At 73.0% G+C, this 22,463-nt stretch carries 20 protein-coding genes; 9 read left to right on the forward strand and 11 right to left on the reverse strand.

The window, feature by feature from the left end; genetic code table 11:
• Positions 1–400: 400 nt before the first annotated feature.
• Positions 401–931, forward strand: coding sequence for a hypothetical protein (locus tag AB0M16_RS05065; protein ID WP_365338868.1), 531 nt, complete (start codon positions 401–403; stop codon positions 929–931).
• A gap of 133 nt (positions 932–1,064) precedes the next feature.
• On the opposite strand, the gene AB0M16_RS05070 is transcribed toward AB0M16_RS05065, so the two are convergent.
• The 3 genes from AB0M16_RS05070 to AB0M16_RS05080 form a co-directional block, all read right to left on the reverse strand.
• Positions 1,065–1,625: a hypothetical protein gene (locus tag AB0M16_RS05070; RefSeq protein ID WP_365338870.1), complete on the reverse strand. Its 561-nt coding sequence runs from the start codon at positions 1,623–1,625 to the stop codon at positions 1,065–1,067.
• 166 nt (positions 1,626–1,791) lie between these two features.
• Complete coding sequence (locus tag AB0M16_RS05075) at positions 1,792–2,556, reverse strand: hypothetical protein (RefSeq protein WP_365338872.1); 765 nt, start codon at positions 2,554–2,556, stop codon at positions 1,792–1,794.
• 60 nt (positions 2,557–2,616) lie between these two features.
• Positions 2,617–2,778, reverse strand: a complete 162-nt coding sequence (locus tag AB0M16_RS05080; RefSeq protein ID WP_365338874.1) for a hypothetical protein — start codon at positions 2,776–2,778, stop codon at positions 2,617–2,619.
• A gap of 963 nt (positions 2,779–3,741) precedes the next feature.
• Between AB0M16_RS05080 and AB0M16_RS05085 the strand changes: the two genes are divergently transcribed.
• Positions 3,742–4,554 carry an SAM-dependent methyltransferase gene (locus AB0M16_RS05085; RefSeq protein WP_365338876.1) on the forward strand — a complete coding sequence of 271 codons (813 nt, stop codon included), beginning with the start codon at positions 3,742–3,744 and terminating at the stop codon, positions 4,552–4,554.
• Entirely contained in the window at positions 4,551–6,728 is a 2,178-nt protein-coding gene (locus tag AB0M16_RS05090) for an EAL domain-containing protein (RefSeq protein WP_365338878.1), read from the forward strand. Before AB0M16_RS05085 ends, AB0M16_RS05090 begins: the two co-directional genes overlap by 4 nt.
• Positions 6,729–6,873: 145 nt before the next feature.
• Here the strand turns inward: AB0M16_RS05090 and AB0M16_RS05095 are convergent, their stop codons facing one another.
• The gene (locus AB0M16_RS05095) at positions 6,874–7,761 is read right to left on the reverse strand and encodes a LysR substrate-binding domain-containing protein (protein WP_365338880.1); all 888 of its coding nucleotides are present in this window, start codon (positions 7,759–7,761) and stop codon (positions 6,874–6,876) included.
• A gap of 191 nt (positions 7,762–7,952) precedes the next feature.
• Between AB0M16_RS05095 and AB0M16_RS05100 the strand changes: the two genes are divergently transcribed.
• The 4 genes from AB0M16_RS05100 to AB0M16_RS05115 all read left to right on the forward strand — a co-directional run bounded on the left by AB0M16_RS05100 (position 7,953) and on the right by AB0M16_RS05115 (position 12,281).
• The gene (locus AB0M16_RS05100; RefSeq protein WP_365339469.1) at positions 7,953–8,579 is read left to right on the forward strand and encodes a succinate dehydrogenase cytochrome b subunit; all 627 of its coding nucleotides are present in this window, start codon (positions 7,953–7,955) and stop codon (positions 8,577–8,579) included.
• The gene (locus tag AB0M16_RS05105) at positions 8,580–10,523 is read left to right on the forward strand and encodes a fumarate reductase/succinate dehydrogenase flavoprotein subunit (protein WP_365338882.1); all 1,944 of its coding nucleotides are present in this window, start codon (positions 8,580–8,582) and stop codon (positions 10,521–10,523) included. It abuts the gene before it with no gap.
• Positions 10,520–11,269 (forward strand): succinate dehydrogenase/fumarate reductase iron-sulfur subunit, encoded by a 750-nt coding sequence (locus AB0M16_RS05110; RefSeq protein ID WP_365338884.1) that lies wholly within the window; start codon positions 10,520–10,522, stop codon positions 11,267–11,269. Before AB0M16_RS05105 ends, AB0M16_RS05110 begins: the two co-directional genes overlap by 4 nt.
• Before the next feature lie 178 nt (positions 11,270–11,447).
• Complete coding sequence (locus tag AB0M16_RS05115) at positions 11,448–12,281, forward strand: class II glutamine amidotransferase (RefSeq protein WP_365338886.1); 834 nt, start codon at positions 11,448–11,450, stop codon at positions 12,279–12,281.
• A 111-nt stretch (positions 12,282–12,392) separates the two neighbouring features.
• Here the strand turns inward: AB0M16_RS05115 and AB0M16_RS05120 are convergent, their stop codons facing one another.
• The 6 genes from AB0M16_RS05120 to AB0M16_RS05145 all read right to left on the reverse strand — a co-directional run bounded on the left by AB0M16_RS05120 (position 12,393) and on the right by AB0M16_RS05145 (position 20,117).
• Positions 12,393–13,763: an aminotransferase class V-fold PLP-dependent enzyme gene (locus AB0M16_RS05120; RefSeq protein ID WP_365338888.1), complete on the reverse strand. Its 1,371-nt coding sequence runs from the start codon at positions 13,761–13,763 to the stop codon at positions 12,393–12,395.
• An 86-nt stretch (positions 13,764–13,849) separates the two neighbouring features.
• On the reverse strand, positions 13,850–14,494 hold the full coding sequence (locus AB0M16_RS05125; protein WP_365338890.1) for a response regulator transcription factor: 645 nt from the start codon (positions 14,492–14,494) through the stop codon (positions 13,850–13,852).
• Positions 14,446–15,699: a histidine kinase gene (locus tag AB0M16_RS05130; RefSeq protein WP_365338892.1), complete on the reverse strand. Its 1,254-nt coding sequence runs from the start codon at positions 15,697–15,699 to the stop codon at positions 14,446–14,448. The genes AB0M16_RS05125 and AB0M16_RS05130 overlap by 49 nt, the downstream gene beginning before the upstream one ends.
• A 16-nt stretch (positions 15,700–15,715) precedes the next feature.
• Positions 15,716–16,561, reverse strand: coding sequence for a CPBP family intramembrane glutamic endopeptidase (locus AB0M16_RS05135; protein WP_365338894.1), 846 nt, complete (start codon positions 16,559–16,561; stop codon positions 15,716–15,718).
• A gap of 130 nt (positions 16,562–16,691) precedes the next feature.
• Positions 16,692–19,076 (reverse strand): excinuclease ABC subunit UvrA, encoded by a 2,385-nt coding sequence (locus AB0M16_RS05140; RefSeq protein ID WP_365338896.1) that lies wholly within the window; start codon positions 19,074–19,076, stop codon positions 16,692–16,694.
• A 9-nt stretch (positions 19,077–19,085) separates the two neighbouring features.
• A complete protein-coding gene (locus tag AB0M16_RS05145; RefSeq protein WP_365338898.1) occupies positions 19,086–20,117 on the reverse strand; it encodes an LLM class flavin-dependent oxidoreductase in 1,032 nt (343 codons plus the stop codon).
• A 73-nt stretch (positions 20,118–20,190) separates the two neighbouring features.
• On the opposite strand from AB0M16_RS05145, the gene AB0M16_RS05150 reads away from it, so the two are divergent.
• Complete coding sequence (locus AB0M16_RS05150; protein WP_365338900.1) at positions 20,191–20,679, forward strand: hypothetical protein; 489 nt, start codon at positions 20,191–20,193, stop codon at positions 20,677–20,679.
• 10 nt (positions 20,680–20,689) lie between these two features.
• On the opposite strand, the gene AB0M16_RS05155 is transcribed toward AB0M16_RS05150, so the two are convergent.
• On the reverse strand, positions 20,690–20,905 hold the full coding sequence (locus tag AB0M16_RS05155) for a dodecin (RefSeq protein WP_365338902.1): 216 nt from the start codon (positions 20,903–20,905) through the stop codon (positions 20,690–20,692).
• Between the two features lie 224 nt (positions 20,906–21,129).
• On the opposite strand from AB0M16_RS05155, the gene AB0M16_RS05160 reads away from it, so the two are divergent.
• On the forward strand, positions 21,130–22,377 hold the full coding sequence (locus AB0M16_RS05160) for an extracellular solute-binding protein (RefSeq protein ID WP_365338904.1): 1,248 nt from the start codon (positions 21,130–21,132) through the stop codon (positions 22,375–22,377).
• Positions 22,378–22,463: the final 86 nt, after the last annotated feature.

The raw sequence follows: 22,463 nt of genomic DNA on the forward strand, positions 1-22,463 counted from the left end.
GTTCTCCCTTGGTGCGTCACGGGAACGGTAAGGGCGCGGGCGGAAACCGGCGATCGGAGCGGGGCGAACGGGTGGCGGCCCCGGGGGCGCCGCCCTGTGCCACGGTCAGGACGGGAGCGCCGGTGGGGTGCCGGTCAGGTGCCGGTCGGGTGCCGGCGGGGGTGAGTCGGGCGTCCGGGTGATGACCCGTCCGAGTAATCGTCAGATCATCGGCCTGACATCGCGTGACCTGCGGTTCCGTCAGTCCCCCACCCCCGTTCGGCGGACGCCGGGACTCACCGAGGTGGCGCAGTGCCGAAATGCGCCGGTCGGCACGGCTTGTGATGGTTCGTCATGGAAGGCGTACTCGTCGATTCTCCCGGAGCACCGCTTTGGGGCGCCTTCAGTTGGAGGTTCAACCATGCGTGCTGCACGCACTCTGGCGGTGACGGCGACCGCGTTCGCGGCGCTCGGACTCGCGGCCCCCCTCGCCACCGCCACCCAAGGGCCCAGCAGCGTGTCGGCCGACTCCTTCCAGGCCCCCGGGGGTGGTGACAACTCCAACGCCGTCACCGTCTCCCCCTTCGCGGTCCACCAGGGGTCGATCCTCACGATCACCGTCAGGGGGTGCGCCGGGGGCACGGTCACGTCCAGCGCCTTCGCGACCACCACCCTCTCCGCCGCCAACAACGGCGTTTCCACGGCCACCGCCCGCATCTTCAACAACGCCACGCCGGGCCAGTACCAGCTGACCGTCCAGTGCAGCAACGGACGGACGCTCACCCAGTCCTTCCGCGTGCTGCCGGGTCAGGGCGCGCAGGGCGGTCTGGGCGGCTCGCTCGCGCCGAGCTCCGTCGAGATGGCCGTCGGCGGCTCGCTCGTCGCCGCCGCCGCGCTGGGCGGTGGCCTGTTCATCGTCCGCCGGCGCCGCATGGGCCGCGTGGAGGTCTGACCGGTCGAACCTCCCGGCAGGCCCGCGACGCCCGTCGCCCCCGGACCCTCTTCAGGGTTCGGGGGCGACGGGCGTCCGGGGCGGTTTCGCACTCGGGCTCTTCCGTGGGGCGGGCCGGGGCACGGCCGCCCCGTCAGTGCCGACGGCCGGCGGCCGACCTGCGCCGGATCACGAAGACCAGACCACCGGCCGCGGCGAGCGCCATGGCTCCGCCGGCCGCCATCGTCCAGCCGTTCGTCGCGTCGACCGAGCCGCCGAGGCCGCCGGCGACACCGCGCGGGGTCGCGGGGCGGAGCGTCGAGAGGCTCGTGGCGGTGGCGGTCGCGCCACCCGTGATGGTCAGGTCGACGGTGCTCTGCATGCCGCCCGTGCAGTTGAAGGACACCGTGTAGACGGCGCCGCGCTTGGCGTCGCTGTCCACCGTGGCGGTGGCCGCGGATCCGGGCGCGATCGTGACGGTGTCGAAGATGCCGGCCGAGGCCGTCGCCGTGCTCGCACAGCCCGGGGCGCTGAGGGTGACCCTGCCGCCCGGGGCGACGAACGCGGGGGAGACGACGAAATCGCCCACTTGCCTCGCTCCGGGCGCTCGGGGGTTCGGCGCCGGCGCGCCGTCGGCGGCGACGGCGAGGGGGGCGGCCAGGGCGAGGGCGGCCGCCCCCAGCAGAGCGGTGGACACGGCACGTATCGCGCGCATGGTGGATCCTCCGGGTCTCCGAGGAGCAGCTGCGGAAGGGTTTTCCGCATAAGGCATGAAATGCACCTCGATACCGGAAACGCTAGGAGTCCCCTACCACAGTCGCGATCCCAGACGGGCGAATGGGGCACCCATGTCCCCCACCCGGCCCAACGTCCGGCCCGGGTCAGCCCAGGACCTGCGGGAACAGGTCGGTGAACGGCGCGGCGGTGGCCGAGATGCCCCGGCCGAACGGCGCGTCGAAGTCCCAGATGAGGAAGAGCAGGAAGGCGATGAGCGCGCTGAAGAGGCCGGCGAGCAGCACCTCCCTGCCGGTGCGCCGGATCTGCAGGGTGAAGATCAGGCCCACCGTCACCAGGGCGCCGATGATGAGGCCGAACCACACCACGCCCGGCATCGTCGCGCCCGCGTTCTGCCCGCGCGCGCCACGGGCGTCGTCGGCCACCGCCACCTGGTCCACGAGCGGTTGGTAGGCCTGCCCCTCGAAGTCGTTGGCGGGCTGGTAGTCGGTCACGCTGCGGCGGACCTTCTCCAGGAGCTCCGTCCCCGTGTCGTCGAGCTCGTTGTGGTCCGACATGTAGGGGAACTCGTCATGGACGACGAAGCTCACGTACGCGTCGACGTCGGCCCGGATCCGGTCCCGCACGGCCGGCGGGTAGACCTGGGCGCGCGCGGAGATCTCGTGCAGGGCCTGGGCCTCCTGCCGCACGGTCTCCTGGGCGGCGCTGCGGGCCTCCCAGACGCCGGCGATGGCGAGGCCGAGGACGATGGCGTACACCACGCCGATCATCATCGTCATGTACTCGATGACGTCGGGGGTCTCGCTGGGGTCGTCGTCCTCGGGGATCCTGCGGTGGTTGATGACGACGATGGTCAGGACGACGGCGCACGCGGCGGCCATCGCGATGGACAGGACGAGCCATTCGGACAAGGTTTCCTCCGTCGGCCGAGCGCGGCCCGGCCGGATCGAGCGCTCGGTGGTGACGAGCGGTCAGCGGGAGCGGGGGCGCAGGATCGCGGTCGCGAGCACCGCGGGCGCGGTGATGAGCAGGGTCGTACTGAGCACGTTCGGGGCGCTCTTCGGCTTGACCCGGGCCGTGCGCTGGTAGTGCGGCAGGGCGACCGGGCCCGGGGCCGGCGGGTGCGACCGCACGGTCGGCACCGGCGAGGGCGACGGCGCGGGCGGCGGGGGCGGGGGCGGCTCCGCCTCGGCGGTGCGCGGGGCCGGGCGGGGGCGCGCGGGCCTCGGTGCCGGGGCCGGCTTAGGCGGGGGAGCGGGCCGGGTCGTCGGCGGCTCGGGAGCGGGCGTCGGCTTCGGCGTCGGCTTCGGCGGATGTGTGGGGTGAGGCGGATGTGTGGGGTGAGGCGGATGTGTCGGGTGCGGCGGATGGGACGGGTGCGGCGGGTGCGAGGGATGCGGCGGGTGCGAGGGGTGCGGCGGGTGGGTGGGGAAACAGGAGCCCGATCCGGTGGACGCGATCGAGATGCCCGAACCGTCGGAACCGGTCGAGGCGTACGCGCACGCGTCGGCGGCCGCGGGCGCCGGGGCGGTGAGGAGCCACACCAGGGCGCCGGCCGCGAGCGGCCGCGCCAGGCGCGATCCGTACAGAGGCGACAGAGACACGCCTCGCAGCATGATCATATGGATCGCTCCGGCGGGCCGGAACGGCCCAGGATTCCCCGGATGGTGGGGATCTCGAGCCGCGGGGGTTTGACGTTTCGCGGGGTTCTGTCGTCTCACACGTACCCAACGGCCCCAACGGCCTTGTCGTTGCGCCCGATTCAGGGGGAACGCCCGACCGGCACCTCTCGTGGGACGCCCGTACGGAGAACTGGCCGGTTGTCGTCGCCCATTGGGCCGGCCCAGGGCGTACTCCGGGCTTCTGGGCTGTAAGGGAAGGGTCTTCCGGACTCCGCGCTTCCATATGCACGTGAATTTGCACGACCTGAAGGCGTGAAGTCTTCCTTACCCGCCGCACGTGCCAATGGCGTGTGACCAAGAACGGATCGCGAATTTCCGTTTCTACTCGCTCTCCAGGCGGGCGATCAGTAGCCTCAGCTCGAACGTAGGCTGCGAACACATGGCCGCATCCATGGCGACTTGATGGAGACTTTGATGGAGCGTCCCGCCTGGGCTCCGCCGGGCATCGACATTTCGGTGCCGAGCGTGTCCCGTATGTACGACTTCTATCTGGGCGGCTCGCACAATTTCGAAGTGGACCGGGAAGCGGCCCGCAAGGCCATGGAGTTCCTGCCGGGGCTCCCCAAGATCATGCAGGCGAACCGTGCCTTCATGCGCCGGGCCGTCCGGTACGCCGTCGCGACCGGCGTCACCCAGTTCCTCGACATCGGCTCGGGGATACCGACCTTCGGCAACGTCCACGAGGTCGCCCAGGCCGCCAGCGACGCGACGCGCGTGGTCTACGTCGACCACGACCCGGTCGCCGTCGCCCACAGCCGGGCCGTCCTCGACGGCGACGCCCGCTCGGCCGTGGTCGCCGCGGACCTGCGCAAGCCCCGCGAGATCCTGCGCAGCCACGAGGTCGGCGAGCTGCTCGACCTGGACCGCCCGGTGGCCCTGCTGCTCGTCGCCGTCCTGCACTTCCTGGAGGACGAGGACGAGCCCGGCGCCGCCGTCGCCGAACTCCTCGACGCGCTCGCCCCCGGCAGCCTCCTCGTCCTCACCCACGCCTCCTACGAGGGCATCCCGGTCTCCCAGGAGCGGGCCGGCGGCGTCGTGGACGTCTACCGCGACATCCGCAACCCCCTCGTGATGCGCAGCAAGGAGGAGATCAGCCGCTTCTTCGCCGGCACCGAGTTCGTCGAGCCCGGACTCGTACCGATGCCCCTGTGGCGGCCGGACAGCCCGGACGAGGAGGAGGATCCCTTCGCCTTCTCCGGGTTCGCAGGGGTGGGGCGCAAGGCGTGAAGCTGCCGTCCCAGCCGACCGGCTCCGTGGCCGACGCCGACGGACCGGAGGACAGACTCAGGCGGTTCGTGACCATCTGGAGCCGGGCCGTGTTCCCGGTCACGGCCACCTCGATGACCCGTCAGGAGTTCGAGCGGCACCTGCTGCCGCCCGCCCGGGAGCTGTCCGAGGCCCTGCACGCCCGGCCGTTCGACACCGCCCCCGCCCACCGCGTCGGCCAGGCCCTCGTGGCCGCCCACTGCACGGACCCGGACGCCCTCGCCCGCAGCCTCGGCGTGGTCGACGCCTACCTGGTGCTGTACTGCGGTGACGAGCAGGACACCGCAGCCGAGGAGCTGCGGGCCCGCTGCGCCCGGCTCCAGCACGCCATGGCCGCCGGCTTCGCCCAGGCGCTGCGCGAGCGGACCCTCGTCGAGCAGGAGTCCATCGCCCACTCGGCGCTCTCCGCCCGCAGTGCCGCCGAACTCGCCCTGCACGCCACCGAGAGCCGCTTCCGCGCGGTCTTCGACGGCGCCGCGATCGGCATCGGCATCGCGGACCTCGACGGCAACGTCCTGGAGGTCAACGAGACCCTCACCCGCATGTTCGGCGGCCTGGAGCAGACCGTCTTCAGCCGCAACATCGTCGAGTGGGCGCACCCCGAGGACGGCCCGCACGTGTGGCGGCTCTACGACGAGCTGGTGCGCGGCGAGCGCGAGCACTACCGCGTCGAGAAGCCGTACTACCGCAGCGACGGCACCGTGCTCTGGACCAACCTCACCGTGTCGCTCCTGCGGGACGCGGAGGGCGCGCCCCAGTACCAGCTGGCGCTGATGGAGGACACGACCGAACGGCGGCTGCTCAACCTGCGGCTGCGGTACGAGGCGACGCACGACGCCCTCACCGGCCTGCCCAACCGCACGCTGTTCTTCGAACGCCTGGAGAAGACCCTCGGCCCGGGCGGGGACACCCGTTTCGGCCTGTGCTATCTGGACCTCGACGGTTTCAAGGTCGTCAACGACAGCCTCGGCCACTCCACCGGAGACCGGCTGCTCGTCGAGGTCGCCGACCGGCTGCAGAGCTGTGTCACCGGACCCGGCGAGATGGTCGCCCGGCTCGGCGGCGACGAGTTCGTCGCCCTCACCACCGGGCCCGGCACCGAGCGCAAGGTCGCCGAGCTCGCCGACCGCATGCTCGCCGCCCTGGCCTCCCCGATCAGCGTCGACGGGCGCGAGCTGACCGTCCGCGGCAGCGTCGGCGTGGTCGAGGGCCCGGCGGGGGAGCGAACCGCGGCCGAGGTGCTGCGCAGCGCCGACATCACCATGTACCGGGCCAAGTCGGCGGGTGGCAACCGCTTCGAGTACGCCGACGCGGAGGCCGACGCGCGGGCCATCACCCGGCACGGGCTCACCACCGCCCTGCCCGCGGCCCTGGAACGCGGTGAGTTCTTCATCGAGTACCAGCCGCTGGTCCACCTCGGCGACGGCAGCGTGCACGGCGCCGAGGCGCTCGTGCGCTGGTGCCACCCGCAGCACGGGGTGCTCGGCCCGGACCGCTTCATCCCGCTCGCCGAGAACACCGGCCTCATCGTGCCGCTGGGCCGCTGGGTGCTCCAGGAGGCCGTGCGCCAGGCCCGGTTCTGGCAGGACGGGGCCCCCGGCGGCCGCAGGGCCACCGGTCCGCTGCGGATCAACGTCAACCTGTCGCCGACCCAGCTGCACCACCCGGGCCTGGTCGCCGAGACCGTCGACGTCCTGGAGCGCTCCGGGCTCGAACCGGGCGCGCTGTGCCTGGAGGTGACGGAGTCCGCCCTGATCGGGGCCGACGACGACCTGCTCAAGCCGCTGCGGCAGCTCGCCGAGATGGGGGTGGACATCGCCCTCGACGACTTCGGCACGGGCTACTCGAACCTCGCCAACCTGCGTCGGCTGCCGGTGAGCGTCCTCAAGCTGGACCGTTCCTTCACCCAGGGCATGCAGCAGCACCCGGCGGACCCGGTCGACCTCAAGATCGTCGAGGGCATCGTGCAGCTGGCGCACAGCCTGGACCTCGCCGTCACCGTCGAGGGCGTGGAGACCGGGGCCCAGGCCCAGCAGCTCCGGGAGCTCGGCTGCGACACGGCCCAGGGCTGGTACTACGCCCGCCCCGGCGCCCCGGACCGGATCCACTCTCTGGTCCTGGCGGACGCCGTGTAGGACGCCGCACCCCCGCGCTCTCCGCCCCGGCCGTCGCGGACCGTTCGCCCCGCCCCGTGGGGGCGGTCGTCCCGCCCCGGCCGGACGACCGCCTCCGACAGGGGTGGGCGAACGCCCCGCGTCGAGGGGGCGGCCGCGCGGCGCGCTATCGCCCCCGGCGGGAGGCCATGAGCAGCTTCTGCAGCTCGCGGGCCGCCCGCGGGGGCGCCACGTCGCTGCGGTGGGCCAGTGCGATCGTGCGGCGCAGGCCCGGGCGCGCCAGGGCCGTGACGCGCAGGTCGCGGCCGGCCCGGCCGGCGACCATCGTGGGCACGACCGCCAGGCCGAGACCTGCCCGTACGAAGCCCAGGACCGCGTCCATCTCGCCGCCCTCCACCGTGAACGAGGGCTCGAAGCCCTCCGCCCGGCAGGCCGCCACGGTCAGCTCCCGCAGGTCGTAGCCGTGCCGGAACATCACCAGGGGCTGGTCGCGCAGATCCGCGATCCGCACGGGCCGCCGCGGCGCCGGGGCGGACGCCGAGGACACCACCACCAGGTCCTCGGTCAGCAGCTCCACCGTGGTCAGGGCCGGTGAGGGGGTCGGCAGCGGCAGCACCACGAGCGCCAGGTCGAGCGCGCCGCGCGCCAGCTCCCGTACGAGGTCGTGCGAGCCGCCCTCCTCGATGAGCAGCTGGATGCCCGGATGCTGGTCGTGGAACGTCCGCAGCACGTCCGGCAGCAGTCCGGTGCACAGGCTGGGCGTCGCGCCGAGCCGCACCCGGCCGCGCTTGAGCTGCACCAGCTCCTGCACCTCGTGCCGGGCGGTGTCGGTGTCGGCGAGGATCCGGCGGGCCAGCGGCAGCAGGGCCTCGCCCGCGTCGGTGAGGGCGATGTTCCCCCGCGCCCGGCTGAACAGCTCCGCGCCCAGCTCCTGCTCCAGGGCCTTGATCTGCTGCGAGAGCGAGGGCTGCGAGACGTGCACGCGCTCGGCGGCCCGGGTGAAGTGGCGGGTCTCGGCGACGGCGACGAAGTAGAGGAGCTGCTGGAACTGCATGGCACCACCCTACCCGCGCCCATAGCTCCCGCCTATCGAGATCAGCCGATCCATGTCTTGGACCACTCGGGTCCTTCGGCCCTACCGTCGCTGGCATGGCTTTGGCAACGAAGACCGATCGGGCGACAGCCCGGACCCCCGCCGCTCCCACCCGCGGCTTCTGGGCCTCCACGATCGGCAAGAAGACGGTCATGGCCGTGAGCGGCCTCCTCATGCTCGCCTACCTCGTCGCACACGTCGCGGGCAACCTGAAGGTCTTCTTCGGCCCCGGGGAGTTCAACGCCTACGGCCACTGGCTGCGCGTCATGGGCGCCCCCGTGCTGCACCACCACTGGGGCCTGTGGATCGCCAGGATCGTGCTGCTCGCCGCCGTCGTCGCGCACGCCGTCTCCGCGTACCAGCTCAGCCGCCGCGGCCTCAGGGCCCGCCCCACGGCGTACGCGCACCGTCGCAAGGGCTCCTCCTACGCCACCCGCACCATGCGCTGGGGCGGCGTCATCCTCGCCCTCTTCATCGTCTGGCACGTCCTCGACCTGACCACCGGCACCGTCCACCCCGGTGGCTTCGAGGAGGGCAAGCCCTACCAGAACGTCGTCGACACCTTCTCCACCTGGTACGGCAACGCCATCTACATCGTCGCCATGCTCGCCGTCGGACTCCACGTCCGGCACGGCTTCTGGAGCGCCGCCCAGACCCTCGGCGTCGGCAACGCCCGCCGCGAACGCGTCCTCAAGATCCTGGCCAACGCCCTCGCGCTCGTCCTGACCGCGGGCTTCGTCTCCGTACCCGTCGCCGTCATGACCGGAGTGGTGAGCTGAATGACCTCCCCCGACTACACCCTCGGCGCCCCGCTCACCGACGAGAAGGCCCCCACCGGCCCGATCGCCGAGCGCTGGGACACCCGCCGCTTCCAGGCCAGGCTGGTCAACCCCGCCAACCGCCGGGGCCACCGCGTGATCGTCGTCGGCACCGGCCTCGCCGGCGGCTCCGCCGGCGCCACCCTCGCCGAACAGGGCTACCAGGTCGTCCAGTTCTGCTACCAGGACTCCCCGCGCCGCGCCCACTCCATCGCCGCACAGGGCGGCATCAACGCCGCCAAGAACTACCGCAACGACGGCGACTCGGTCCACCGGCTCTTCTACGACACCGTCAAGGGCGGCGACTTCCGCGCCCGCGAGTCCAACGTGCACCGCCTCGCCCAGATCTCCGTCGAGATCATCGACCAGTGCGTCGCCCAGGGCGTCCCCTTCGCCCGCGAGTACGGCGGCCTGCTCGACACCCGCTCCTTCGGCGGCGTCCAGGTCTCCCGCACCTTCTACGCCCGCGGCCAGACCGGTCAGCAGCTGCTCCTCGGCGCCTACCAGGCGCTGTCCCGGCAGATCGCCGCCGGCAACGTCGAGATGCACCCGCGCACCGAGATGCTCGACCTGATCGTCATCGACGGCCGGGCCCGCGGCATCGTCGCCCGCGACCTGATCACCGGACGCGTATCCACCCACTACGCGGACGCCGTCGTCCTCGCCACCGGCGGCTACGGCAACGTCTTCTACCTGTCCACCAACGCCATGAACTCCAACGCCACCGCCGTGTGGCGGGCCCACCGGCGCGGCGCGTACTTCGCCAACCCGTGCTTCACCCAGATCCACCCCACCTGCATCCCGCGCACCGGCGACCACCAGTCCAAGCTCACCCTGATGAGCGAGTCGCTGCGCAACGACGGGCGCATCTGGGTCCCCAAGGCCCAGGGCGACACCCGCCCCGCCCACGAGATCCCCGAGGACGAGCGCGACTACTACCTGGAGCGCATCTACCCCTCCTTCGGCAACCTCGTCCCGCGCGACATCGCCTCCCGCGCCGCGAAGAACGTCTGCGACGAGGGGCGCGGCGTCGGCCCCGGCGGCCAGGGGGTCTACCTGGACTTCGCCGACGCGATCCGGCGGATGGGCCGGGACAAGGTCGAGGAGAAGTACGGCAACCTCTTCGACATGTACGAGCGGATCACCGCCGAGAACCCCTACGAGGTGCCGATGCGGATCTACCCCGCCGTGCACTACACGATGGGCGGGCTGTGGGTCGACTACGACCTCCAGACCACGATCCCCGGCCTCTTCGCCATCGGTGAGGCCAACTTCTCCGACCACGGGGCCAACCGCCTCGGCGCCTCCGCCCTCATGCAGGGCCTCGCCGACGGCTACTTCGTGCTCCCCGCCACCATCAACGACTACCTGGCGCGCCACCCGCACAGCGAGCCCGTCACCGACGAGCACCCCGCCGTACGGGAGGTCCTCGCCGAGACCGAGGACCGGATCCACCTCCTCCTCGCCGTCGACGGCGACCGCACCCCCGACTCCTTCCACCGCGAACTCGGCGAAGTCATGTGGGAGTTCTGCGGCATGGCCCGCACCGAGGAGGGCCTGCGCAAGGCCCTGCGCCGCATCCCCGCGATCCGCGAGGAGTTCTGGCGCCGGATCAAGGTCCCCGGGACGGGCGAGGAGTTCAACCAGTCCCTGGAGAAGGCCAACCGCGTCGTCGACTACCTGGAGCTCGCCGAGCTCATGTGCCTCGACGCCCTCCACCGCGCGGAGTCCTGCGGCGGCCACTTCCGCGAGGAGTCCCAGACCCCGGACGGCGAGGCCGCCCGGCGCGACGAGGAGTTCTCCTACGTCGCCGCCTGGGAGTTCGGCGCGGAGGGCACCCCGGTCCTGCACAAGGAAGACCTCGTCTTCGAACACGTCCACCCCACCCAGCGGAGCTACGCATGAGGCTCACCCTGCGCGTCTGGCGCCAGAAGAACGCCGACGCCGAAGGCGCCATGTCCACCTACGAAGTGGACGGAATCTCCTCCGACATGTCCTTCCTGGAGATGCTGGACACCCTCAACGAGGAGCTCATCCTGCGCGGCGAGGACCCCGTCGCCTTCGACCACGACTGCCGCGAGGGCATCTGCGGCGCGTGCAGCCTCGTCATCAACGGCGACGCCCACGGCCCCGAGCGCACCACCAGCTGCCAGCTGCACATGCGGTCCTTCCGTGACGGCGACACCATCGACGTCGAGCCCTGGCGTGCCGCCGCCTTCCCGGTCGTCAAGGACCTGGTCGTCGACCGCTCCGCCTTCGACCGGATCATCCAGGCCGGCGGCTACGTCAGCGTCCCCACCGGCTCCGCCCCGGAGGCGCACGCCACCCCGGTCCCCAAGGCCGACGCCGACCTCGCCTTCGAGCACGCCGAGTGCATCGGCTGCGGGGCCTGCGTCGCCGCCTGCCCCAACGGCTCGGCGATGCTGTTCACCTCCGCCAAGGTCAACCACCTGGGCGTGCTGCCCCAGGGCGCACCCGAGCGCGAGAGCCGCGTCCTCGACATGGTGGCCCAGATGGACGCCGAGGGCTTCGGCGGCTGCACCCTCACCGGGGAGTGCGCGACGGCCTGCCCCAAGGGCATCCCGCTGCCGTCGATCGCGGCCATGAACAAGGAGTGGCTGCGGGCCCGCCGCAAGGCCGGCCGTTCCTGAGGCCCGTCCGACGGTTCCCGACGGCCGCACCCGCGCGGCGCCGGCGGCACGCCGGGGCGGCGACCGGCCCCGCGTGGCGCTCGGCGCCGCGGGCGCCGAGAATGAAAGGGCCGGAGCGGATCTTCACGCCGCCCGCAGCGCAGCCCTGTTCGAGACCCAGGGATCCAGGTGATCACGGATGTGCCGATGGCTCGCGTACTGGGGGACACCCGTGCTCCTCGACACCATCCTCTACAAACCCGAGCACTCCCTGATCGACCAGAGCCTGCACTCCAAGCTGGGGGTGGAGACCACCAACGGTGACGGCTTCGGTGTCGGCTGGTACTCGCCCGAGAACGACACCCCCGCGCTCCTCCGCGACGTCGGCCCCGCTTGGAACAACCGCAATCTGCGGGAGCTCGCGGACCACGTCCGGTCCCCGCTGTTCTTCGCCCACATCCGGGCGTCGACCGGGACGGCCGTGCAGCAGTCGAACTGCCACCCGTTCCGGTACGGGCGTTGGATGTTCATGCACAACGGCGCCATCGCCGGGTTCCCCCTCGTGCGCCGCGAGCTCACCCTGCTCGTCGACCCCCGGCTGTACCCCGACATCGAGGGCACGACGGACTCCGAGGTGATGTTCTACCTGGCCCTCACGTTCGGTCTCGACCGGGACCCGCCCGCCGCCGTCGCCGAGATGGCGGGAGTCGTGGAACGGGTCGGCCGTGAGCACGGCGTGGAGTTCCCGCTCCAGATGACCCTCGCCGTGACCGACGGCGAGCGGGTCTGGGCCTTCCGCTACTCCAGTGCCCGCGCGTCCCGCTCGCTGTACTACAGCAGCCGGGTGGAGGCGCTGCGCAGACTCCACCCCGACATCGCCTTCCTGCGGCACCTGTCCGAGGAGAGCCGCCTCATCGTCTCCGAGCCCCTCGGCGACCTGCCCGGCGCCTGGAACGAGGTTCCGGAGAGCAGCTACGGCGTCGTGCAGCCCGGCACCGACGAGCTGCACCGCTTCGCTCCGGCGGCGGCCTGACCCGGCACGCCCCGGCATCGGCACACCGTCCCGGGACCCCCGGGCCCCCGGGACGTCCCGGGTCGACCGACGTGACCGGACGTCCGACGTGACCGTGGGGACGCCACCCGGCTAGGCAGCAGCCTCGGCCGCGCGCCGGATCGCGTCGAGGGTGCGCCGCACGTCGTCGTCGGAGGTCGACCAGTTGCTCACCGAGATGCGCATGATGCGCCGCCCGTGCCAGGTGGAGCCGCTGATCCAGGCCGTGCCGTCGTCGAGCAGCCGGGCGAGCACCCGGTCCGTGCGTTCGTCGCCGCCGAACTCGGCGCACACCTGGGTGAACACGACGTCGTTGAGCACGGTCGCCCCCTCGATGGCGGCGATGCCGGCCGCGAACGTGGCGGCATGCCGGCACAGTCGCTCGACCAGGTCGGTCACCCCCGAGCGGCCGAGGGACCTGAGGGCGGCCCACACGGTGAAGGCGCGCCCGCGCCGGGAGAGTTCGGGCACCTTGTCGATGGGGTCGCCGTGCTCGTGATGGATGAGGTAGTCGCCGCGTTCGCCCATCGCCGCCCGTACCGCGGACGGGTCGCGCACGATCGCCAGTCCGCAGTCGTAGGGGACGTTGAGGGTCTTGTGGGCGTCCGTCGCCCAGGAGTCGGCGTCCGCGCAGCCCGCCGTCAGATGGGCGTGGCGCGGGGAGGCTGCCGCCCACAGCCCGAAGGCGCCGTCGACGTGCACCCACGCGCCCGCGTCGCGAGCGGCCCGAACGCTCTCGGTGAAGGGGTCGAAGGCGCCGGAATGCACGTCGCCGGCCTGGAGGACGACGAGGACGGGCCGCTCTCCGCTGCCCGCCAGCGCGTCCCGCAGCGCCTCGGCCTCGATGCGTCCTTGATCGTCCGCCGTCACCAGCTCCGGCCTCCCGAGCCCGAGGTAGCGCAGCGCCAGGTCGACGGCCATGTGCCGTGACTCGCCGGCGAGGACGCGAACGGCCGGGCCCCCGTGGAGGCCGTCACGGGCCACGTTCCAGCCGGCGCGCCGCAGCACCGCGTCGCGGCCGGCCGCGAGACACGTGAAGTTCGCCATCGTCGCGCCCGTGGTGAAGCCGACGGAGCTGTCGTCCGGCAGTCCGAGCAGATCGAGCAGCCACGCCCCGGCGATGTCCTCCGCCGCCGTGTACGCGGGGGAGACGGTGCGCATCACGCAGTTCTGGTCCCAGGCGCTGACCAGCCAGTCGGTGGCCAGCGCCGCCGGTTCGGTGCCGCCGACCACGAAACCGTAGAAGCGCCCGCTGGGGAAGGCGGTGAGCCCCGGTTCACAGGCCGTGGCCAGGAGGTCGACGACGTCGGCGGGCCTGCCGGGACCGTCGGGCAGGTCCGCACCCAGGGCGCGGACGATCTCGTCCACGCCGGCGCGGGCCGGAACACGGCGGTCGGGCAGGCTCGCCAGCCACCGGACGGCATGGTCGTGCGCCCGTCGGAGCGCCGCCTCACGCGGGTCCATACCTCCGACCATGTGCCCGTCGGTGCCGCCGCGCAAGCCATGGTGGGGAGGCTCGCCCGAGCGCGTGGCGGGCTCCCCACAGCCGGTCACCGGCGGAGGTGGGCCAGCACCGCGAGCACCCGGCGGTTGTCGTCCGGGGACGGCTCGATCCGCAGCTTCGCGAAGATGCTCGCGGTGTGCTTCGCCACCGCGCTCTCGCTCACGTGGAGCGTGGTGGCCACGGCCGCGTTCGACCGGCCCTCGGCCATCAGCTTCAGCACCTCGTGCTCGCGCGGGGTGAGCGCCGACGTGTTGCCCCGGGCGTCGCTGCGGGCCAGCAGCCGGGCCACCACCTGCGGGTCGAGCACCGTGCCGCCCGCGGCGACCGTCCGCACCGCGTCGACGAACTGGGCCGTGTGCGTCACCCGGTCCTTCAGGAGATAGCCGACGGCCCCCTCACCGCCCGCCAGCAACTCCTGCGCGTACAACTGGTCGACGTACTGCGAGAGGATCAGCACCGGCAGGCCCGGCCGCTCGCGGCGGGCGTCGAGCGCCGCCCGCAGGCCCTCGTCGGTGAGGCCCGGCGGCAGCCGTACGTCGATGACGGCGACGTCCGGCCGCTCCTCGCGCAGTGCGCGCCGCAGCGCGGGCTCGTTGTCCACGGCCGCGACCACCTCGCAGCCGTGCTCCCGCAGGGTCCTGGTCAGGCCGTCCCGGAGGAGGAAGAGGTCTTCGGCGAGGACGACGCGCACGGTATCTCCAGGGTGGCGAGGGTGGGTCCGCCCGGCGGACTGTGCAGGGCGAGGGTTCCGTCGAAGGGGCGCAGCCGGCGCCGCACGCCGAGCAGCCCGCCGCCGCCCGCGGACGGGTCCGCACCGCCCCGGCCGTCGTCGGCGACGCTCACGCGCAGCACACCGTCGACGTGCCCGAGCCCGACGCGGACCTCACGCGCGTCCGCGTGCTTGGCCGCGTTGGCCAGCAGCTCGGCGACGGCGAAGTAGGCGGCGGACTCGACGGCCGCCGGGAACCGCCCGGGCGGCAGGGCGACGTCCACGTGCACGTCCAGGAAGCTGTCCAGCGCCAGCGACCGCACCGCGTCGCCGAGCCCCCGGTCGGCGAGGACCGGCGGCAGGATGCCGTGCACCAGCTCCCGCAGGTCCTGCAGCGCCCGCTCGGAGGCCTCCCGCACCTCGACGAGCAGGGCGCGGGCCCGCGCCGGGTCGTCGTCCAGGAGCCGGGTCGCCGCCTCCAGCGTCATGCCCAGGGCCACCAGCCGGGCCTGCGCCCCGTCGTGCAAGTCACGTTCGATACGGCGTAGTTCGACGGCCTGGACATCGAGCGCGTCGGCCCGGGTGCCGGTGAGGTGGTCGATCCTCCGGGCGAGCTCGGTGGTGTACGGGGCGCGGAGCGCCCATCGGATCCAGCGGGCGTGCCCGGCGAGCGCCCGGGGCGCGAGGGCGACGCCGGCCGCGCCGAACACGAGGCCCAGGAGCAGGGCGGCCGCCATGGTCACGGAGGACCGGACGGGCACGAAGGCGTACCAGTTGTCGTCCCCCAACTCCCGCCACACGAAGGGCTGTACGAGCGCGCCGAACACCCCGTACCAGAAGAGGCACAGCGGCACCGCCACGACCAGACCGCCCGTGACGGGCTCCAGCCACGCCCAGCGCAGCTCGCGCCAGAACCCCTCGTCCGCGAGCAGTGCCCGGGTCGAGCGGGGGAGCGGCTCGGGCGGACCGACCTCCCGGCCCGACCACCCGGCGGCACGGCCCCGCTGCCGGTCGGCGCGCCTGCGCAGGCCCGCCGCGGCGGGCGGGAGGAGCGGAAACCCGAGGCCCACGGGCAGCAGGAGCAGCGCGCCCACCACGAGCCCGCCGTACAGGGGGAGGGCCAGATCGCTCAGCGACTGCCGCTGGCACCGCCCGAGGGCCGTCCAGGCACCCCGTCCTCTTCGCACCGACCGTTCCCCCATGTCAGAGCGCGCCGCTTCGCGCCGCCGCGATCGTAGCGCCCGGCGCCCGCACCCCCGCCCGTACCACCCACAGGAGCGCCACGACCAGGCACGCGGCCGCGAACAGGAGCATCGGCGGCACCGCGCCGGACTCCTCGTCCATGAAGAGCAGCATCCCCAGGTTGACGAGGGCGTGGAAACCGCCCGCGAGGAGCAGCCGGTTCGCCCGGATCCGCTCCAGCGCGAGCCCGAGGACCACGGACATCGCGACGGTCGCCACCAGGAACCCGGCGGCGTACGCCGGTGCCTGCGCGAACACCCCGACGTGCCACACGCCCCAGACCACGCCCACGACGCCCGACGAGGTGAGCGGACCGAAGCGGGACCGCAGCAGTGGCTGCAGCAGGCAACGCCAGCCGATCTCCTCCCCGCAGGCACCCGCCAACTGCGCCACCACGACGAGCAGGAACGGGTGGGACAGCGTGCGCGGATCGGTGGCCACCGGCCCGTCGTGCACCACCGCGTAGGCACCCGCCGACAGCGTGATGATCAGCGGCGCGGTCACCAGCAGCGACCACCCGGTCCGCGGCGGGGACCCGGCGGTGCGGGCGGGCGGGGCCACGGCCGGCGCCTGGGGCGGTGGTGCCCCGTGCCGGGCTCCGGGCAGGGCCCCGGCCAGGCGCCGGCGGATCCGTGCGGGCCACAGGAGCGCGCACACGAGCACCCCCGCCGCGGGCCCGAACTGTGTCAACTGCACCACCTCGGGCGGTATCCCGACCGCCGGCTGCACCGCCCCGAGCAGTCCCGCCGCCACGAACGCCACGGCGAGGAACACCCCCGCCTCCGCCTTCCGTCCCCGTACCCCCATGCCCGCGGCCTCCTCGTCGCCCGGTCCGTCTCCGTCACCGTCGACTCTGCCGTCCGGCGCGGGAACGGTCCCTGGAGGCGACTGCCCGACGGGGGTGTACCTGGGTACACCTCCGTCCGGCAGTCGCGGCTCACCGGGCGAGTCTGGCCGCGAGGAAGCGCGCGGTGCGGCTCTCCGGGGTCCCGGCCACGGCGGCCGGCGGTCCCTCGGCGACGATCCGGCCGCCCTCGTCGCCGCCGCCCGGGCCCATGTCGAGCACCCAGTCCGCCGTCGCGACCACGTCCATGTCGTGCTCGACGACGACCACCGTGTGCCCGGCGTCGACGAGCCCGTGCAGCTGGCGCATCAGCACCTCCACATCGGCCGGGTGCAGGCCCGTCGTCGGCTCGTCCAGGACGTAGAGGGTGTGCGCGCGGCGCGGCCGCTGGAGCTCGGCGGCCAGCTTGATGCGCTGTGCCTCGCCGCCCGACAGCTCCGTGGCCGGCTGCCCGAGCCGCAGATGGCCGAGGCCGACGTCGAGCAGGGTCCGCAGACTGCGGGCCGCCGCCGGCGTGTCCGCGAAGAACTCGGCGGCCGCCTCCACCGTCAGGTCGAGGACCTCGGCGATCGTCAGCCCGCGCAGCCGCACCGTGAGCGTCTCCGGGGCGTAGCGGGCGCCGTGGCAGTCCGGGCAGGGCGCGTAGGTGCTCGGCAGGAACAGCAGCTCGACGGAGACGAACCCCTCGCCCTGGCACGTCTCGCAGCGCCCTCCCGGCACGTTGAAGGAGAACCGGCCAGCCTTGTACCCGCGGGCCACCGCCTCGTCCGTCGCCGTGAACAGCTTGCGCACGACGTCGAACAGCCCGGTGTTCGTGGCCAGGTTGGAGCGCGGGGTGCGCCCGATCGGCTTCTGGTCCACCGTCACCACCCGTGTCACGGCCTCCGCTTCCTGCGCGGCCTCGGTCAGGGCGCCCACCAGGGTCGACTTCCCCGACCCCGACACCCCGGTGACGGCGGTCAGCACCGACAGCGGGAACGCGGCGTCGAGACCGCGCAGATTGTGCCGGGTGACCGGGCCGGTCCGCAGCCGCCCTGCGGGCTCACGCGCGGTCCGTTCCGGCACCGCCGCCCGGTCGAAGAGGAAACGGCGGGTCGCCGACCCGGGCACCTCGGCGAGTCCGCCGGGCGGACCGCTGTGCAGCACCCGGCCGCCGTGCACCCCGGCCCGCGGGCCCACGTCCACCAGCCAGTCGGCGTGCCGCACCACGTCGAGGTGGTGCTCGACCACGAACACCGTGTTGCCGGCTGCCTTCAGCCGGTCCAGGACCACGAGCAGCGCCTCCGTGTCCGCCGGGTGCAGTCCCGCGGAAGGCTCGTCGAGCACGTACACCACCCCGAAGAGCCCGGCCCGCAACTGCGTGGCGAGCCGCAGGCGCTGCAGCTCCCCGTTGGACAGCGTCGGCGTCGACCGGTCCAGGCTCAGATAGCCGAGGCCCAGCTCCGTGACCGTGGCGATCCGCGCCACCAGGTCACCGGTGAGCACCCGGGCCGTCTCCGTGCCGCCCGCCGCGTCCAGCGTCCTGGCCAGGTCGGTCAGCGGAAGCCCGGCGAGCTCCGCGATCGTGCGACCCGCGAAGGTCACCGCCAGCGCCTCCGGCCGCAGCCGGCTGCCTCCGCACACCGGGCACGGCTCGCTCGTCAGGAACCGCTCGGCCTTCGCCCGCAGCGTGGCGCTCTTCGAGTCGGAGAAGGTGTGCAGCACGTAGCGCCGGGCACTCATGTACGTGCCCTGGTAAGGGCGTTGGATGCGGTCCGCCTCCCGCACCGGATGGACGGTGACGACCGGCTGCTCCTCGGTGAAGAGGATCCACTCGCGGTCCTTCGCGTCGAGTTCCCGCCAGGGCCGGTCCACGTCGTGGCCGAGGGTGTCCAGGACGTCCCGCAGGTTCTTGCCCTGCCAGGCCCCCGGCCAGGCGGCGATCGCACCTTCCCGGATGGACAACCCCGGGTCGGGGACGAGGAGTTCCTCGTTGGTGTCGTGCACCCGGCCCAGACCCTGACACGAAGGGCACGCCCCGGCGGCGGTGTTGGGGGAGAAGGCGTCGGAGTCGAGGCGCTCCGCGCCGGGCGGGTAGCTGCCCGCGCGGGAGAACAGCATGCGGAGGGAGTTGGACAGCGTGGTCACGGTGCCCACCGAGGAGCGCGCGTTCGGCGTCGCGCGGCGCTGTTCCAGCGAGACGGCCGGCGGCAGGCCGGTGATCTCCCCGACCTTCGGTGCCCCGACCTGATGGATGAGCCGCCGGGCGTACGGTGCCACCGACTCGAAGTAGCGGCGCTGCGCCTCCGCGTAGATGGTGCCGAACGCCAGCGACGACTTCCCCGACCCCGACACCCCGGTGAAGACCGTGAGCGCGTCGCGCGGGATGTCGACGTCCACACCGCGCAGATTGTGCTCGCGGGCTCCCCTGACCCGGACGAAGGGGTCGTGGGGAGCGGCGGGGGAGGGGCCGGGGGTCTCGGTGCCGGGGTCGCGCATCCGACGATTCTAGGCGGGGATCGTGGTGTTTGCCCTGGTCAGGCCCGCCAGGCGAGCGAGCCGGCGGTACGAGTCGAGCAGGGCGCCCCGGTCGTAGGTGCTCGTGGTCACCAGGATCTCCTGCGCGCCCGTCTCCTTGACCACCGCCTGCAGCGCGTCGGCGACCTGGTCCTCCGTACCGCACACATGGCCGCTCAGGCCCGACGCGTACAGCTCCCGCTGCTTCCGCGTCATGGCGAGCGTCTCGATCGTCTCCGGCGGCGACAGCGGCGGGAAGACCCCGAGGGTCCGCGACTGGGCGAGCGACCACGCCTCCGGCACCAGGAGCCGGCGCGCCTCCTCCTCGCCGTCCGCCACGACGACGGTCCCCGCGACCACGACGTACGGCTCCGCGGACCACGCCGAGGGCCTGAACGCGGCCCGGTAGGCGTCGATCGCGTCGAGCAGCCGGGACCGGCCGCGCAGGTCGCCGATGACCAGCGGCAGCCCCGCCGCGGCCGCGATCGCCGCGCCCTCGCCGGTGGCCAGGACGTACGGCGGCACCCGCAGGCCCTCCGCGGGGCGGGCGTGCACCTGCGGGTGCGCGGTCTGCTCGCCGGTGAACCAGCCCAGCAGCTCGTCCAGTTGCGCGGCGAACCGGTCGGCGTCCTCCTTCTCCCTGCCCAGGGCCCGCCGAATGCCGTCCGTGAAGCCCACCGAACGGCCCAGGCCCATGTCGATCCGGCCCGGGAACAGGGCCTCCAGGACCCCGAACTGCTCCGCCACCACCATCGGCCGGTGGTTCGGCAGCATCACCCCGCCGGTGCCGACCCGGATGCGCGACGTGGCCGCTGCCACTGCCGCCGCGAGCACCGTCGGCGACGAGCCGGCCACCCCCGGCACGCTGTGGTGCTCCGACACCCAGAAGCGGTGGTAGCCCAGCGCCTCGGCCTCCCGGGCCAGGCGCACGGTGTCCCGCAGCGCCTGCGCGGCGTCCTCGCCCTCCCGGGTGCGGGAGCGGTCGAGGACGGAGAGGCGGACGCCGTCGAGGGGGGTCGTCATGCTGCTCACACAGGGTTCAACAGCGCGGGGCGCCGGGGATTCCCCGGTGCCGGCGGCTGCCTACCCTGGGGGAGTGATCCGACACCGCAGGCCCGTGGCCGTCTTCGACCTCGACAACACCCTCGCCTCCACCGCCCACCGGCAGCACTTCCTGGAGGGCCGCCCCCGTGACTGGGAGGGCTTCTTCGCCGCCGCCCCCAAGGACCCGCCGCTCCCCGAGGGCGTCGAGCTCTGCCGCGGGACCGCCGAGGAGTGCGACATCGTCTACCTCACCGGCCGGCCCGAACGCTGCCGCCGCGACACCCTCGACTGGCTCGCCGCGCACGGCCTCCCGGAGGGTCCGGTGCACATGCGCCGCGGCCGCGACTTCCGGCCCGCGCGCCTGACCAAGCTGGACGTGCTGCGCCGGCTGGAACGCGACCGCGAGGTGCACGTCCTCGTCGACGACGACGAGCTGGTCTGCGACGCCGCCGAGGCGGCGGGCTTCAGCGTCGTACGCGCCCGGTGGGCGGTGCCGTCGGAGGCGTTGCGGGACGCGCAGGAGGTGGACGGGCGGGCGTGAGGCGGCGGCCTCAGGCACCCTCCTCCAGGCGGAAGCCGACCTTCAGGCCGACCTGGTAGTGCTCGATCGCCCCGTCCACGAGATGCCCGCGCACCTCGGTGACCTCGAACCAGTCGAGGCCCCTCAGGGTCTGCGAGGCCCGCTCGACCCCGTTGCGGATGGCCTGGTCGACGCCCTCGGTGGACGTGCCGACGATCTCGGTGACGCGGTAGGTGTGGTTCGACATGGAAGCCGGACTCCTCTCGATGCCCTCGGTGCGTTCCCTCCACCGTGCCCCACCGGGCCGAGGTCCGCGACACGTCCGCCGCCGGCCGGGCGGCGGACGCAGGAGTTGGTAGAGGACTTGACCATCCGCATTGGTCCAGACCAGAATCCAGGCCACATGCCCGCGCGAACCTTCCGTTCGGTCCCCCCACGTCGGGTCAGCAGCCCCTGCAGAAGGTGACCTACGTGAAGAACCGGCGTCTCGTCTGTGCCCTGGCCGTCCTCTCCGCCCTCTCCCTCGCCGGGTGCGGCCTCCTTCCCGGCGGGGGGAGCAAGGACCGCACCGTGAACGTCTGGCTGATGCGCGACAGCGTCAGCGACGACTTCCTCCAGCGGTTCACCGAGGCCTACGAGGCCGAGCACGACGGGGTCGAGCTGAAGGTCACCATCCAGGACTGGACCGGCATCGGGAAGAAGGTCACCGAGGCCATCGAGGGGCCGGGCGGACCGGACGTCATCGAGGTCGGCAACACCCAGGTCGCCCAGTACGCCGACACCGACAAGCTCTACGACCTCACCCTGGAGTCGGTGCGCGACCTCGGCGGTCAGGACTGGCTCCCCGGCCTCGCCGAACCCGGCAGCATCGGCGGCGCCCAGTACGGCATCCCCTGGTACGCGGCCAACCGCGTCGTCATCTACAACAAGGACCTCTTCGCCGATGCCGGCGTCAAGCCGCCCGCCACCCGCCGCCAGTGGCTCGACGACACCGAGAAGCTCAACCGCGACGGCAACCAGGGCATCTACCTCGCCGGACAGGACTGGTACACGCTCTCCGGCTTCATCTGGGACGAGGGCGGCGAACTCGCCGTCGACAGGGGCGGCGTGTGGGCCGGCGCCCTCGACAGCCCGGCGGCCCTGCGCGGCATGGACTTCTACAAGGACCTCCAGGCCCTCGGCAAGGGCCCCAGGAACGCCGACGAGCAGACCCCGCCGCAGGCCGAGGTGTTCGCCCGCGGCGACGTCGCCCAGATCATCGCGACCCCCAGCGCCATACCCGTCATCACCAAGGCCAACCCCGGGCTCAAGGACAAACTGGGCTTCTTCCCGATCCCCGGCAAGAAGGCCGGACAGCCCTGCGCCGTCTTCACCGGCGGCTCCGACCTGATCATCCCGGAGAACGCGCCCGAACTCTCCGCCGCCCTCGACGTCGTCAAGGCGCTCGCCGGGGAGAAGTGGCAGGGCGAACTCGCCCGCGCCATGAACTACGTCCCGAACAAGAGCTCCCTCGCCTCCGTCGTCGCCGGCCAGGAGGCCACCGCGACCATGGCTGTCGGCGCGGCCCGCGGCCGGGCCACCCCCAACTCGCCCCAGTGGGCCGACGTCGAGGCCGACAACCCCATCAAGCCGTACATGACCGCCGTCCTCTCGGGCGACGACCCCGCGCAGGCCGCCAAGAGCGCGTCCGAGCAGATCACGGACTCCCTCGCCGAATAACCGCTCAGCCCACCATTCAGCGCCTCCACACCAACCGGCCCCCGCACGGTCACGTCGAATCCAGCCACGAACGGAAGAAACGAGGA

This window comes from Streptomyces sp. NPDC051921 (genome assembly GCF_040680975.1).
Classification (GTDB): Bacteria; Actinomycetota; Actinomycetes; order Streptomycetales; family Streptomycetaceae; genus Streptomyces.